At 67.3% G+C, this 14,345-nt stretch carries 12 protein-coding genes; 7 read left to right on the top strand and 5 right to left on the bottom strand.

Features of this window, described 5'->3' with window-relative positions; genetic code table 11:
- The first annotated feature begins 152 nt into the window (after nucleotides 1-152).
- Genes VMT40_RS15750 through VMT40_RS15720 form a run of 7 tightly spaced genes read left to right on the top strand, consistent with a single transcriptional unit; the run spans nucleotide 153 to nucleotide 10,256 of the window.
- Nucleotides 153-2,573, top strand: a complete 2,421-nt coding sequence (locus VMT40_RS15750) for a GcvT family protein (protein ID WP_326358896.1) — start codon at nucleotides 153-155, stop codon at nucleotides 2,571-2,573.
- A 5-nt stretch (nucleotides 2,574-2,578) separates the two neighbouring features.
- Nucleotides 2,579-3,718, top strand: coding sequence for an N-methyl-L-tryptophan oxidase (solA, locus tag VMT40_RS15745; protein WP_326358895.1), 1,140 nt, complete (start codon nucleotides 2,579-2,581; stop codon nucleotides 3,716-3,718).
- Nucleotides 3,709-4,845, top strand: a complete 1,137-nt coding sequence (locus tag VMT40_RS15740; protein ID WP_326360204.1) for an aromatic ring-hydroxylating oxygenase subunit alpha — start codon at nucleotides 3,709-3,711, stop codon at nucleotides 4,843-4,845. The genes solA and VMT40_RS15740 overlap by 10 nt, the downstream gene beginning before the upstream one ends.
- Complete coding sequence (locus VMT40_RS15735; RefSeq protein WP_326358893.1) at nucleotides 4,839-6,338, top strand: aldehyde dehydrogenase family protein; 1,500 nt, start codon at nucleotides 4,839-4,841, stop codon at nucleotides 6,336-6,338. Before VMT40_RS15740 ends, VMT40_RS15735 begins: the two co-directional genes overlap by 7 nt.
- 39 nt (nucleotides 6,339-6,377) lie before the next feature.
- Nucleotides 6,378-7,919, top strand: a complete 1,542-nt coding sequence (locus VMT40_RS15730; RefSeq protein WP_326358892.1) for an APC family permease — start codon at nucleotides 6,378-6,380, stop codon at nucleotides 7,917-7,919.
- Nucleotides 7,916-9,436: a GMC family oxidoreductase gene (locus VMT40_RS15725; protein WP_326358891.1), complete on the top strand. Its 1,521-nt coding sequence runs from the start codon at nucleotides 7,916-7,918 to the stop codon at nucleotides 9,434-9,436. Before VMT40_RS15730 ends, VMT40_RS15725 begins: the two co-directional genes overlap by 4 nt.
- A gap of 46 nt (nucleotides 9,437-9,482) precedes the next feature.
- Nucleotides 9,483-10,256, top strand: coding sequence for an IclR family transcriptional regulator (locus tag VMT40_RS15720; protein WP_326358889.1), 774 nt, complete (start codon nucleotides 9,483-9,485; stop codon nucleotides 10,254-10,256).
- Between the two features lies 1 nt (nucleotide 10,257).
- Here VMT40_RS15720 and VMT40_RS15715 read toward each other — a convergent pair whose 3' ends face one another.
- From VMT40_RS15715 to VMT40_RS15695, 5 genes are all read right to left on the bottom strand, one after another.
- Nucleotides 10,258-10,419 carry a hypothetical protein gene (locus tag VMT40_RS15715; protein ID WP_326358887.1) on the bottom strand — a complete coding sequence of 54 codons (162 nt, stop codon included), beginning with the start codon at nucleotides 10,417-10,419 and terminating at the stop codon, nucleotides 10,258-10,260.
- 100 nt (nucleotides 10,420-10,519) lie between these two features.
- Nucleotides 10,520-11,218: a hypothetical protein gene (locus tag VMT40_RS15710; RefSeq protein WP_326358886.1), complete on the bottom strand. Its 699-nt coding sequence runs from the start codon at nucleotides 11,216-11,218 to the stop codon at nucleotides 10,520-10,522.
- 61 nt (nucleotides 11,219-11,279) lie between these two features.
- Complete coding sequence (locus VMT40_RS15705) at nucleotides 11,280-12,506, bottom strand: cytochrome P450 family protein (RefSeq protein WP_326358884.1); 1,227 nt, start codon at nucleotides 12,504-12,506, stop codon at nucleotides 11,280-11,282.
- Nucleotides 12,503-13,762, bottom strand: coding sequence for a cytochrome P450 (locus VMT40_RS15700; protein WP_326358882.1), 1,260 nt, complete (start codon nucleotides 13,760-13,762; stop codon nucleotides 12,503-12,505). The genes VMT40_RS15705 and VMT40_RS15700 overlap by 4 nt, the downstream gene beginning before the upstream one ends.
- The gene (locus VMT40_RS15695; protein WP_326360202.1) at nucleotides 13,759-14,289 is read right to left on the bottom strand and encodes a GTP-binding protein; all 531 of its coding nucleotides are present in this window, start codon (nucleotides 14,287-14,289) and stop codon (nucleotides 13,759-13,761) included. The genes VMT40_RS15700 and VMT40_RS15695 overlap by 4 nt, the downstream gene beginning before the upstream one ends.
- Nucleotides 14,290-14,345 lie beyond the last annotated feature (56 nt).

Genomic DNA, 14,345 nt, shown 5'->3' with positions numbered 1-14,345 from the left:
CCGTTCTCGTTGCTGGAAAATACCGGAAACACCCGGGAAACAAAGGAAATACGAATAATTCCATTCCGGTTGACAGGCGTTCGGACGCGGCGGAGCATAGTTGCGTATTACGGCACATGGTGCGCAATACGCAACAGTCTGGAGGCTCGGGTATGCAGCCGCGGGTTGTCATCATCGGTGCGGGAATCGTGGGGACCGGGCTGGCCGAGGAGATCACTCGGCTCGGGTGGACGGATGTCACCGTGCTGGATCGCGGGCCACTGTTCCGTACCGGCGGATCCACTTCGCACGCACCGGGTTTGGTGTTTCAGACCAATCCGTCGAAGACGATGGCCGAGCTGGCGCGGTACACCGTGGACAAGTTCGGTGAATTGGACGCCTTCGATGCGGTCGGCGGATTGGAGGTCGCCACCACCGCCGAGCGCTGGACCGATCTGCACCGCCGCCACGGCTGGGCGCGGGCATGGGGAATCGAGGCGCGGGTGGTCGATGCCGAGGAATGCGCTCGACTGTTCCCCCTGCTCGACCCCGACCGAATACTCGGCGGATTGCACACTCCCACAGACGGTCTCGCACACGCGATGCGTGCCGCCGAACGGCAGGCGCACGCCGCGGCCGAGCGCGGAGCCCGCTTCATCGGGTACTGCGAAGTGGTCGAGGTGCTGTCGAAGGACGGTCGGGTCACCGGCGTACGGACCGCTGACGGGCAGGAGCTGCCCGCCGACATCGTGGTGAGCGCCGCCGGGTTCTGGGGTGCCCGGTTGGGGCGCACCGTCGGGCTCACGGTGCCGCTGGTGCCCATGGCGCACCAATTCGCCACTACGGGTGCGGTGCCCGCGCTTGGCGGGGACGAGCGGCTGCCCATTCTGCGGCATCAAGACGCCGACCTGTACTACCGCACCTACGGCGATCGCCTCGGCATCGGCTACTACGGGCACGCCCCGCGCCCGGTGGACATGGACACCCTCACCCGGGACACCGCGGGCGAACCCATGCCGTCCATGTTGCCGTTCACCACCGCGGAATTCGCCCCGGCCTGGGCCGAGAGCTCGAAACTTATACCCGCGCTGGCGGATACCGAGGTGGCGGAGGCATTCGACGGCATCTTCTCCTTCACCCCGGACGGCTTCCCGATCCTCGGCGAGCATCGAGAGCTGGCCGGGTTCTGGGTGGCCGAGGCGGTGTGGGTGACCCATTCCGCGGGCGTGGCACGCGCGGTCGCGCAGTGGATCGTCGAGGGCGGCACGGAGATCGACCTGCACGAGGCCGATCTGTACCGGTTCGAAGAGGCGGCGCTGAGCCCGGAGTTCATCGAACGCACCAGTGTGCAGGCCTTCGTGGAGGTCTACGACATCATCCATCCACACCAGTACCGCACCGCCCCGCGGAACGTGCGCACCAGTCCGTTCCATGCGCGGCAGCGGGAACTCGGCGCGTTCTTCTTCGAGGGCGCGCTGTGGGAACGCCCGGCCTGGTACGAGGCCAATGCCGGGCTGCGGGACGAGGTGGCCGCGACCGGGGTGGAATTTCCGGTCCGCGACGACTGGTCGGCGCGGTTCTACTCGCCCATCTCCATTGCCGAAGCCGCCTGGACGCGAACGCATGTCGCCATGTACGACATGACACCGCTGACCCGCTACGAGGTCTCGGGACCGGGGGCGGCGGCATTCCTCCAGGAACTGACCACCAATGACGTCGACAAGAAGCCCGGCGCGGTCACCTACACGCTGCTGCTCGACGCCAACGGCGGGGTGCGCAGTGACCTCACCGTGGCCCGCCTGGGCGAGCGACATTTCCAGGTGGGCGCGAACGGCCCGCTCGACTTCGACTGGTTCACCCGCCATCTTCCCGGCGACGGCAGCGTCGTCCTGCGCGACATCACCGGCGGCACCTGCTGTATCGGCCTGTGGGGGCCGAAGGCGCGGGAGGTGGCGCAACCGCTGTGCCCGGATGACCTGTCACACAAAGCATTCGGATACTTCAAGGCGATCCGCACATACCTCGGCACCATCCCGGTGACCATGCTGCGCGTCTCCTACGTCGGCGAACTCGGCTGGGAGATCTACACGAGCGCCGAACACGGTGCGGCACTGTGGGATCTGCTCTGGACGGCCGGGCAGCCGCAGCGCGTCATCGCGGCCGGTCGACTGGCCTTCAACAGCCTGCGCCTGGAGAAGGGCTACCGGTCCTGGGGAACCGATATGACCACCGAGCACACCCCGGCCGCCGCGGGTCTCGGGTTCGCGGTGCGCATGAACAAACCGAGCTTCCTCGGCAAGAAGGCCCTGGAATCCGCGCCACCCCCGGACACCGTGCTGCGCACCCTCGTTCTCGACGCGCCCGACGCGGTGGTTCTGGGCAAGGAGCCGGTCCGCGTCGACGGCACCGTCATCGGATACACCACGAGCGCGGGCTATTCCGCGACGCTCGGCCGGACCCTCGCCTACGCCTGGCTCCCGGCCACCGTCCAACCCGGCGACCCGGTCGAGATCGCCTATCTGACACAGCTATTCACCGCGCGGGTGCACACCGATCCGGTGGTCGACCCCGACATGGCCCGAATCAAGAGGTGACCGCCATGACCGAAACCTACGACGTCATCGTCCTCGGTCTGGGCGGCATGGGCAGTGCCACCGCCTACCGCCTGGCCCGCGCCGGGCATCGGGTGCTCGGCCTGGAGAAGTTCACACCCGCCCACAATCGCGGTTCCAGCCACGGCGGCTCCCGCATCATCAGGCAGTCCTACTTCGAGGACCCGGCCTACGTGCCCCTGCTGCTGCGCGCCTACGAACTGTGGGAGCAACTGGCCCGCGACGCCGACGACGAGGTCTATCGACTCACCGGCGGCCTGTACGTCGGACCGCCCGACTGCGTGACCGTCGCGGGCAGCATCCGGGCCAGCCGGGAATGGTCGCTGCCCCACGATCTTCTGGACGCCAAGGAAATCCACACGCGCTTCCCGAATTTCACGCCGGAACCGCACTTCATCGGCCTCTACGAGGAGATGGCGGGATTCGCCCGCCCGGAACGCACGGTGGCCGCCCACCTCGAGCTCGCGGCGGCACACGGTGCGACTCTGCGCTACGGCGAGGCCGTCGAGCACTGGCGCGACACGGGTTCGGGTGTCACCGTCACCACCGGCTCCGCCACATACAGCGCGGGTCAACTGGTGATCTGCCCCGGCGCGTGGGCTCCGGCCCTGCTCGCGGACCTGGGTGTGGCGCTGGAGATCGAACGTCAGGTGATGTACTGGCTCGACCCGGTCGTCGGCACGGCCAAGTTCGAGCGCGACCCCATCTACATCGCCGAAAACGACTCGGGCGCACAGATATATGGTTTCCCCGCCATCGACGGCCCCGACGGCGGCGTGAAGACGGCCTTCTTCCGCAAGGGCATCCCCTGCACCCCCGAGACAATCGACCGCCAGGTGCACCCGGAGGAAATCACCGAAATGCGCACGCGGGTCCGCGAATTGCTGCCCGCCCTGGTCGGCAAGGCCGTGCACGCCGCCACCTGCATGTACTCCAATACCGCCGACCAGCATTTCGTCATCGCCCGCCACCCCGCCCACGACCGCGTCACCGTGGCCTGCGGATTCTCCGGGCACGGCTTCAAATTCGTGCCCGTGGTCGGTGAGATCCTCGCCGACCTCGCCATGACCGGCACCACCGCGCACCCGATCGACCTGTTCGCCCCGCAAAGGCTGGTATCCCTGTGAGTTCGGCTCTGATTCCCACCCTCGGCGGTGAGTACTACTGCGACCCGGCGATTTTCGTCAAGGAACAGGAACGCGTCTTCGAACGCATGTGGTTCTGCGCCGTCCGCGCGGGCGATCTCGCCGAACCGGGTGCGTTCCGCCGCGTCCAGATCGGCCGGGAGAGTGTGCTGGTGGTGCGCGGCCACGACGGCGAACTGCGCGCCTTCCTCAATGTGTGCCGCCACCGGGGGGCACTGATCTGCACCGAGAACGAAGGCCAGGTACGGCGGACACTGCGCTGCCCCTACCACGCGTGGACCTACGCGCTCGACGGCAAACTGGTGGCGGCACCGAATATCGCCACCCTGCAGGATGACTCGGGCGCGCCCATCGATCGAGTCGCCTACGGTCTGATCCCGGTCGCGCTGCGGGAATGGCTCGGCTACGCCTGGCTGTGCCTGGCCGACGAGCCGCCGTCCTTCGAGACCGATGTCATGGGCGCGGTCACCGGCCGACTCGGCAATCCCACCGCCATCGACCACTACGGCATGGACCGTCTCGCGGTCGGCAAGCGGGTGGTCTACGACGTGGCCGCCAACTGGAAGCTCATCGTGGAGAACTTCATGGAGTGCTACCACTGCGCCAGCATTCATCCGGAGCTGGTGGAGGTCCTGCCGGAATTCGCGAAAGGCTATGCCGCGCAATACTTCGTTGGTCACGGCGCGGACTTCGGGGAACGCATCGACGGCTTCACCGTCGACGGCCGCGCCGGTTTCGAAGCGCTGCCGGGGCTCGCGCCGGAACAGGATCGCAAGTACTTCGCCATCACCATCCGGCCCACCGTCTTCGTGAACCTGGTCCCCGACCACGTCATCTTCCACCGCATGTACCCGATGGCCCACGACCGCACGATCGTCGAATGCGATTGGCTCTACGCGCCGGACGTCGTGCGATCCGGTGGCGCGCTGGACCATTCGGTGGAACTGTTCCATCGGGTGAACGAACAGGATTTCGCCGCGTGCGAACGCACCCAGCCCGCCATGTCGTCGCGGGCGTATCGGCACGGGGGAGTGCTGGTTCCGGCCGAGCACCACATCGCCGAATTCCACGCCTGGGCCCGGGATCGAATCGAGGGCCCGCAATGCTGACCGATGACGAACTCTGTTGTCCGCCGAACCTTTACATCGACGGCAAGTGGGTCAACGCCCTCGGCGGCGCGACCCGCGACATCGTGAATCCGGCGGACGGCACCGTCATCGCCACCGTCGACGAGGCCGATCGCGCCGACGCGGTGGCGGCGGTGGCCGCGGCACGGGCGGCCTTCGATACCGGTGACTGGCCCCGGACACCGGTCGCGGAGCGCATCGCCTACCTGCTGCGCATAGCCGACCTGCTCGAGGCCGACCGCGACCACCTTGCCCGCATCGAAACCCTCGACACCGGAAAGACACTGCGCGAGAGCTATATCGACGTCGACGATGTGGTCTCGGTCTTCCGCTACTACGCGCACCTCGCCGCCGCCGGAGCGGACCGGCTCGTCGACACCGGAGACCCGGCCGTCATCAGCCGGGTGGTTCGCGAGCCCGTCGGCGTCTGCGTGCTCGTCGCGCCTTGGAACTACCCGCTGCTACAAATGTCGTGGAAAATTGCGCCCGCGCTCGCGGCGGGCTGCACCATGGTGGCCAAACCCAGCGAGGTCACGCCGCTGAGCACCATCGCGCTGGTGCGGCTCATCGACCGGGCGGGCGTGCCGCCGGGCGTGGTGAATCTCGTTCAGAGCAGCGGTGCCACCGTGGGTTCGGCGCTCACCGACACCCCCGACGTGGATTTGATCTCGTTCACCGGTGGCGCGGCGACCGGGGAGGTGATCGCGGGGAACGCCGCCAAACACATCACGCGCGTCGCCCTCGAACTCGGCGGCAAGAACCCGCACATCGTGTTCCCGGACGCGGATTTCGACAGCGCCGTCGACGCCGTCCTGACCGGGGCGTTCCTGCATTCGGGCCAAGTATGTTCGGCGGGAACGCGTTTGATCGTCCACGAATCCATGGCCGACGAGTTCGTCGCGGCGCTCGCCGTCCGCGCCCGGGGCATCACGGTCGGACCCGGTCTGGACCCCGCGAGCGAGACCGGCCCCCTGGTGTCGCAGGCGCATCGCGCGAAGGTCGAAGCCTATGTGGCGCTGGGCATCGCGGGCGGCGCGCGGCTCGTCACCGGCGGAGCTCGACCGGACGATCCGGCGCTACAGGCCGGAAGCTTCTACCTGCCAACGATTTTCGACCACTGTCAGCGGTCCATGCGCATCGTGCAGGAGGAGACCTTCGGCCCCATCCTGACCGTCGAACGCTTCACCACCGACGCCGAGGCCCTGGCCCTGGGCAATGACACGGCCTACGGGCTGGCGGCCGGTGTGCGCACCGCCGACCCCGCGCGCGCCGAACGGTTCGCCCGCGGCCTGCGCCACGGCACCGTGTGGCTCAACGATTTCGGCTACTACACCCCCGCCGCCGAATGGGGCGGGTTCGGCCGCTCGGGCATCGGTCGTGAACTCGGCCCGAGCGGCCTGGCCGAATACCAGGAAACCAAACACATCTGGCTCAACACCGCGCCCGCGGTCGGTGGCTGGTTCACCCACAACTGAATATGGTTCTGCGCGTTAATTTCTGAAAGTTGGGCCGTCATGACGACTACCCGTCCCCCCGCACCCACCAGCGCATCCACCCCCGATCACGGCGTCGCCGAATTCGGCTACCGGGAATCCCTGAGCCGAAGTATCGGCAAATTCTCGAGTTTCGCCGCGGGCGTCAGCTATATCTCGATTCTCACCGGCACCTTCCAGATGTTCTATTTCGGCTTCGGCACCGCCGGACCCGGCTACCTCTGGTCCTGGCCGCTGGTATTCGTGGGGCAGCTCGCCGTGGCCCTGTGCTTCATGGAGCTCTCGGCGAAATATCCGGTGGCGGGCTCGGTCTACAACTGGGCGAAGAAGCTCGGCAGCCGGGTCGTCGGGTGGTCGGCGGGCTGGCTCATGCTCACCGCGTCCATTGTCACGCTGTCGGCGGTGGTGCTGGCGTATCAGCTGAATCTGCCCAAACTCTGGAGCGGATTCCAGATCGTGGGCGACGGCACCGGAAGCCACGACTACGCCACCAATGCGGTGCTGCTGGGCACGGTGCTCATTGTCTTCACCACGGTCGTGAATGCCTTCGGGGTGCGGCTGATGGCCATGATCAATAGCGCGGGCGTGTTCATCGAACTCATTGCCGCCGTGCTCATCGCCATTATTCTCGGCGTGCACGTGACCCGTGGGCCGAGCGTGTTCTTCTCCAGCAACGGCTACGGCGCGGGGCAGAGCGGCGGGTACCTGAGCGCCTTCCTCGTCGCGTCCCTCGCCTCCGGGTATGTCATGTACGGCTTCGACACCGCCAGCTCCCTCGGCGAGGAGACCGTGGAACCGCGCCGCACCGCACCCAAGGCGATTCTGCGAGCGCTCTTGGCGTCCTTCGTCATTGGCGGGGCGATCCTGGTGTTCGCGGTCATGTCCGCGCCGAATCTGGGCGACGAGAAGCTCGGGACGGCCGACGGCGGACTGCAGTACATCGTCGAACAGGTCATGTGGGGCTGGCTGGGCAAGGCGTTCCTGGTCTGCATCGTGATCGCGGTGACCGTCTGCGCGCTGGCCGTGCACACCGCCGCCATTCGGCTCACCTTCGCCATGGCCCGCGACAATGCCTTGCCGTTCGGGGAGAAGCTGGCGCGGGTCAGCGAGAAGCACCGGTCTCCGGTGATTCCGGCGGTCGTGATCGGGGTGCTCTCGGCGCTCATCCTGGTGATCAATATCGGTCAGCCGCAGGTGTTCACGGTGCTGACCTCCATCGCGGTGATCATGATCTACCTGGCGTACCTGCTGGTCACCGGGCCCATGCTGTGGCAGCGGTTCAAGGGCGGCTGGCCGCCCGCGGACCTCGCCGAGAACGGGTACTTCTCGATGGGGCGCTGGGGTCTGCCGGTGAACATCGTGGCCGTGGTCTGGGGGCTGGGCATGGCGATCAACCTGGCCTGGCCGCGCCCGGCGGTCTACGGCGGGCCCTGGTACAACACGTGGGGCGCGTTCCTCTACATCGGCGCGATCTTCCTGGTCGGACTGATCTGGTACGCGCTGCGGGGAGTTCGCGTCATCGGCATCCTCGCCGCGCATGCCGCGGAGGTGCCCGCGTCATGAGCGACACCTTCGATTACGTGATCGTCGGCGGCGGCTCGGCCGGGTGCGTGGTGGCCGCACGGCTCAGCGAGGATCCCGCCGTGACCGTCTGCCTGCTCGAGGCCGGGCCCAGCGATGTCGGCGACGACCGCATTCTGCGGCTCGAGGACTGGATGCTGCTGCTCGAATCCGGGTACGACTGGGACTATCCGGTGGAACCGCAGGACAGCGGCAACAGCTTTCTGCGGCACGCGCGGGCCAAGGTGCTGGGCGGGTGTTCCTCGCACAACTCGTGCATCGCGTTCCATCCGCCCGCCGAGGGGCTCGCGGAGTGGGAGGCCATGGGCGCGACCGGGTGGGGGCCGGACGGACTGCTGCCGTATCTGCCCAAACTCCAACAGGCCGTGGAGATTCGGGACATCCCGCCGAAGGATCCGTGCGGGGACGCGGTGCTGGCGGCGGCCGCGCTGGCCGGGCTGCCGACGGTCGCGTTCAATCGCGGGACCACGGTCACCAATGGGGCCGGGTGGTTCCGGATCAATGCCGATGCCGACAACGTGCGTATGTCTTCCTCGCACGCGTACCTGCATCCGATTCTGGATTCGCGGCACAACCTCGAGGTCCGCACCGGATGTTGGGTGTCGGAAATTCTTTTCGACGAACAGAATTCGGCCGTCGGTGCCACATATCGGCGTCCGGATCTCACCGGTTTCGACACGGTGCGGGCGCGGCGGGAAGTGGTCATCAGTACGGGGGCGATCGATACGCCCAAGCTGCTGATGTTGTCCGGCATCGGTCCCTCGGATCATTTGCGGGACATGGGGATTCCGGTTCGCGTCGATGCGCCCGGTGTCGGGTCCAATCTCGACGATCACGTCGAGGGCCTGGTGTTCTGGGAATCCGCGCGCCCCATGGTCACCGCCTCGACCCAGTGGTGGGAGATCGGGCTGTTCACCACCACCGAACCCGGTCTGTCCCAACCGGATCTGATGATGCACTACGGCAGCGTCCCGTTCGATATGAACACCGTCCGCTGGGGCTATCCGACCACCGAGAACGGCTTCTGCCTCACACCCAATGTGACGCAAGGGCATTCACGCGGCACCGTCCGGCTGCGCTCCCGCGACTTCCGGGACAAGCCGCGTGTGGACCCCCGCTACTTCAGCGATCCCGACGGCCACGACGAACGGGTCATGCTGCACGGCGTCCGTCTGGCCCGACGCATTGCCGAGCAGGCACCGTTAAAAGAATGGGTGGCAAGGGAATTGGCTCCGGGACCCGATGCTGTCAGCGACGACGAGCTCCTCGACTACCTGCACAAGACCCACAACACCGTCTACCATCCGGCCGCCACCGCCCGCATGGGCGCGCCCGACGACCCGATGGCGGTGCTCGATCCCGAACTCCGGGTCAAGGGGGTGCGCGGGCTGCGGGTGGTCGACGCCTCGGCCATGCCGAAGCTGCCCGCGGTGAATCCCAATATCACCATCATGGCCATGGGGGAGAAGTGCGCCGACTTGATCCGGAGTGCCCGATGACCGCCGACCGCGCGGAAAACGCTGTGCCGCATAAACTGGACGTGTTATGGCGAAACAACCCGAGTCCGGCATCCCAGTCCAGTCGGTGGATCGCGCGCTGACGGCACTGGAGATCGTGGCCAAGCTGGGTTCGGCCGGGATCACCGAGATCGCGGCCGAACTCGGCGTGCACAAGTCCACCGTGTCGCGGCTCATGGCCGTGCTCGAGGCGCGCGGCTATGTCGAGCAGCTGTCCGAGCGCGGCAAATATCGGCTCGGGTTCACCGTGGTGCGGCTCGCCGGATCCACCAGCGCCCATATGGATCTGCCGCGCCAGAGCCAGGACATCTGCGACGAGCTGGCCGCCCGGGTCGGCGAGACCACCAATATCGCCATTCTCGACAGCGACCGCATTATCAATGTCGCCGAGGCCGTCGGCTCCGCGGGCATCGCGCTGCGCACCTGGGTCGGTCAGAGCTGCCCCGCCCACGCCACCTCCAGCGGCAAGGCCCTGCTTTCAGAGCTGCCCGTCACCGACCTGCGCTCCCGGCTGCGCAAGCGCCTGGAATCCTTCGCCCCCAACACCATTACCGACCTGTCCGTCCTCCAGGCCCAACTCCAGCACGTCCGCGCCGACGGCTGGGCCAGCTGCGAAGAAGAACTCGAAATCGGCCTCAACGCCGTCGCCGCCCCCATCCGCGACAGCGACGGCCGCATCATCGCCGCCCTCAGCGTCTCCGGCCCCACCTACCGCCTCCCCGCCACCCGCTTCCCCGAAATAGCCCGCCAGACAATAGATTCCGCCCAAGCCATCTCCCGCCGCCTGGGCCACCACCCCTAACCTAATTCGGCGGCGGCAGCGCCCCCGGCGCATAAACCCCGAGCAGCGTCCCCACCATCACCCCAACGGCCATCGCCACCACCAAACTCAACGGCACCCCCACCAGCACCAGCACCCGCCGCACCACCGGATTACCCCCCGCCCGCCTGTGTTGCCCAGCCATTGCCACGCCAACCCTTCCCCATACGCCCGAACCATCACCGGTTTCAAACGTATCATTTTCGGTTCGGGTGGCACGGGAGTGGGGTGGGCGGGACCAGGAATTACTTGGCGTTCTGGACCTTTTGGACGGCGGCGGTGAAGAACTTGTCGAAGGTGGTGGGGTCCGGGGTGTTCGTGAGGGCGGAGACTCGGACGCCGACGGTCATGCCGCGTACGGTCGCGTAGCCCTCGTAGGTGGTGCGGTTCATCGGCTGGGTGTCGCCCACCGTGCTCGAGCCGGTGGTTTTGTAGGCGATGGCGTCGGTGCCGGACAGGTCGGCGGGGACGGCGAGCTTGGTGATCGTGGTGGTGGCGTCGACCTGTTGGCCGTTGGCGGTCGAGGTGGCCTTCAGCTCGGGGCATTTCGCGTAGTTGTCCACCATTTTCGACAGGTCCATGACCTGGCTGGAGACGTAGTCGACGTACATGGTCATGTCCTCGGTCGCGGCCAGCGCGATCGTGGATTTCGACATGATGTCCTTCGCGGCGGCGGCCACATCGACCTGCGGGCCCTTGCAGTCGGCCGGGGTGATGGTGGTGTTGGCCATGGTGTCGCCGAGATCGGTGAGGGTGGACTGCAGCTTGTCCTGCGGGATGTCCATCTTCTTGGTGCCCGCGGGGAACTCGGATTCCGCCAGGACCAATTGGTCTCTCGGCGTACTCGGAGCGCTGTCGGACTTGGTCGAACCGCCGCTCGAACCGCATCCGGCGAGGAGCAGGACCGCGCATGCGGTCGCCGACGCGAGAACACCCTTGGTCATCACTCGGCAGAGTTTGCCAGGGGTTGTCGCGCGACCGCACGCGCGGGTGCCCGAACCGGTGTCAGCTCAGCCGGAGTGGGAGGGCGGCGATGTCGTTCTGGGTCATGACCGGGAGGTTCACGATCTGGTCGACCGGGGTGGCCAGGGTCAGGGTGGGGAAGCGGTCGAAGAGGGCGGGGAGGGCGATGGCGGCCTCCAGGCGGGCCAGGGCCGCGCCGGGGCAGATGTGCGGGCCGTAGCCGAAGGAGATATTGCGGCTCGCGGTCGGGCGGGTGATGTCGAATTCGTCGGCGTCGTCGCCGAATACGGCGGTGTCGCGGCCAATGGCGCGGTAGGACATGACCACGCCCTCGCCCTGCTCGATCACGGTGTCGCCGACCGTGATGTCCTCGGTGGCGAAGCGCATGAGCAGGTGGGTGACCGGGCCGTCGAAGCGCAGCGTCTCCTCGATGACCTGCTTCCACTCGACCTCCCCGGCGCGCACCCGCTCCAGCTGCTCCGGATGGGTGAGCAAGGCGCGCACCGCGTTCAGGATCAGGCTGACCGTGGTCTCGTGCCCGGCCGCCACCAGGGCCTTGAGATTGCCGACCACCTCCTCCTCGGTGAGCGGCTCGCCGCCCTCGTCGGCAAGAATGAGCGCGCTGGTGAGATCGTCGGTGGGCGTGTCGGTCTTGCGGCGGACCATCTCGGTGAAGTAGACGTCCATGTCCTCGATGATCCGCAGCCGCTCGTCCTGCGGGGTCACCATGGAGAAGAACTTCTTGTACCAGTCCAGCAGCATGGCGTGGTCGCTGCGCGGCACACCCATGAGCTCGGAGATCACCCGCATGGGCAGCGGGTAGGCGAAGACCGCCTTGAGATCCACGGGCGCGCCGTCCCGATTCGCCTCGTCCAGATCGTCGAGAAGCTCCTTGGTGAGCCGTTCGACGGTGGGCCGCAACTCCTCCAAGCGACGCGGCGTGAGCGCCTGGGTGGTCTTGATGCGCAGGCGGCGATGCTCGGGGCCGTCCACGGTGAACATGGAGCGGCCCGCGTCGATCATGCCGATCAGCGGCCACTGCCGGGTCACGACACCGTCGCGCCACAGCTTCCAGGCATTGATGTCCTTGACAAGCCTTGCGTCGGTGAGCAATTGGCGCGCCACGGTGTGATCGGTGATCGTCCAGGCGGGAACGCCCAGGAGCTCGATCCGGGTGACGGCCTCGGCGGCGGCCAGGCGTGCGGTCTCACCCGCGAGATCGCCCACCATCGGATCGATGGCGATGGCGTGTGGGCATGCGGAACTCACTGGAAACCCCCTAGGGAACGAACTGGTGTGAAAACAACAGGCAGAGAAGTCATTCCGCGCAGAAACGGCGAGGGCCGCCGCACCAGGTTCTGCGCGGGCACCGCCAGATCGATATCGGGCAGCCGATCCAACAGCACCTCGATACCGGTCCGGGCGATCGTCTCGGCGATCTGCTGCGCCGGGAACGGGCAGCGGTATTCCCCGTGGCTGAACGCGAAATGCGCGCTGTTACCGGTGTGGGTGGCGGCATTGCCGACCGACTGGCGCACATGCGGATCGGTATTGGCCGCGGCCAGCCCCAGCAGCAACAGGTCACCCGCGCGAATCGTCTTGTCCGCCAAGCGGGTATCGCGTGCCGCCCAACGCCCGGCCAGAATCGCGGTGGGTGCGTCCTCCCACAGCACCTCGTTCATGGCCTGATCCACGCTGCGGCGACCACCGCCCAGCGCGGCGGCGAAGCGGTCGTCGGTGAGCATCAGGCGCACCGAGTTCACCAGCCAGTCCGCCGTGGGCAGGTGACCGGCGGCGGTGACCGCCATCAGGTCGTTGACGTATTCCTCATCGGTGAACGGCGCGGGGTGGGCGAGCATGCGCGAGACCAGATCATCGCCCGGCGCGGCCTTCTTCCTGGCCAGCAGATGCTGCATGTACTGCATGAACCGCAGATGCGCGGCCTGGGCGTCCGCGCCGCCGTCGGCGAGCAGCTTCATGGCCCGGGCCAGCCCGGGGCCCTCGGCGTCGGGGAAGCCCAACAGCCAGGCCAGCACCAGCACCGGCAGCGGTTCGGCGAAATCGGCCACCAGATCGGCCTCGCCGCGACCGCAGAAGGAATCGATCAGCCGATCCGCCAAACCCTCACAGACACGGCGCAATTCGAACGGATCCACCGACTCCAGCGCCGGTTCCACCATCGCCAGATGCCGTCGGTGCTCCGCGCCCGCCGTGAAGTAGATCGACGGCATGGGGGAGCCGACCATGGGCAGCAGCGGCCAGTCCGGGGGAATATTGGGCCACTGATTCCACAGGCTGACATCGCGCGGGAACAATTCCGGGGAATTGGTGACCTGATGCATCTCCCGGTAGCCCAGCACCAGCCACGCCGGAATGCCGCCCGGCAACTCGACCGCCGCGACCGGCCCGTGGTCCCTGCGCATTTCGCGGTACAGCGAATGCGGATCGGTGTGGAAGCGGGGGCCGCTCAGGGGGACGACGCCGACCTCGTGAGGCACGGGGCAGCCGGGCGCGGACGAGGTCATGACACTGTCTCCGGATGGTAGAGGTATTCGACCAGGGTGATCAGGACGTTCTTGCAGGAATCGCGGTCGCGGGCGTCGCAGTCGACCAGCGGGATGTGCGGGTCCAGGTCGAGCGCGTCGCGCACCTCGGTCAGCGCCGAGCCGGGGCCGAAGTTGTTGCACGCCACCACGAATGGGGTGCGCTGGTGTTCGAGACGATCGATGGCGTACCAGGAGTCGGCGATGCGGCGCTGATCGACCAGCACGATGGCACCCAGCGCCCCGGCGAACAGGCGATCCCACAGGAACCAGAAGCGCTCCTGCCCGGGCGCGCCGAACAGGTAGAGCACGTGCTCGTTGTCGATGGTGATGCGGCCGAAGTCGAAAGCCACCGTCGTGGTGGTCTTTTCGGGCAGACCGGCCAGGTCGTCGACGCCGCGGCCGACCTGGGTCATGGTGGCCTCGGTGTCCAGCGGCCGGATCTCGGAGATCGAGCGCACCATGGTGGTCTTGCCGACACCGAAGCCGCCGACAATGACGATCTTCAGGCCGTGGCGGGCATCGGCGTGCAGGGGCGCGTCGGCGCGGGCGGGACGGGTGTCCC

The organism is Nocardia sp. CDC160 (genome assembly GCF_035818795.1).
GTDB lineage: Bacteria > Actinomycetota > Actinomycetes > Mycobacteriales > Mycobacteriaceae > Nocardia.
The sequence above is the reverse complement of the archived record's forward strand: the minus strand, read 5'-3'. Positions and strand labels throughout refer to the sequence as shown.

Excerpts from the sequence above, each read along its gene's own strand:
- VMT40_RS15750 (WP_326358896.1), top strand. The coding sequence starts at position 153 with ATGCAGCCGCGGGTTGTCATCATCGGTGCGGGAATCGTGGGGACCGGG.
- solA (WP_326358895.1), top strand. The coding sequence starts at position 2,579 with ATGACCGAAACCTACGACGTCATCGTCCTCGGTCTGGGCGGCATGGGC.
- VMT40_RS15735 (WP_326358893.1), top strand. The coding sequence starts at position 4,839 with ATGCTGACCGATGACGAACTCTGTTGTCCGCCGAACCTTTACATCGAC.
- VMT40_RS15730 (WP_326358892.1), top strand. The coding sequence starts at position 6,378 with ATGACGACTACCCGTCCCCCCGCACCCACCAGCGCATCCACCCCCGAT.
- VMT40_RS15725 (WP_326358891.1), top strand. The coding sequence starts at position 7,916 with ATGAGCGACACCTTCGATTACGTGATCGTCGGCGGCGGCTCGGCCGGG.
- VMT40_RS15720 (WP_326358889.1), top strand. The coding sequence starts at position 9,483 with ATGGCGAAACAACCCGAGTCCGGCATCCCAGTCCAGTCGGTGGATCGC.
- VMT40_RS15715 (WP_326358887.1), bottom strand. The coding sequence starts at position 10,419 with ATGGCTGGGCAACACAGGCGGGCGGGGGGTAATCCGGTGGTGCGGCGG.
- VMT40_RS15710 (WP_326358886.1), bottom strand. The coding sequence starts at position 11,218 with ATGACCAAGGGTGTTCTCGCGTCGGCGACCGCATGCGCGGTCCTGCTC.
- VMT40_RS15700 (WP_326358882.1), bottom strand. The coding sequence starts at position 13,762 with ATGACCTCGTCCGCGCCCGGCTGCCCCGTGCCTCACGAGGTCGGCGTC.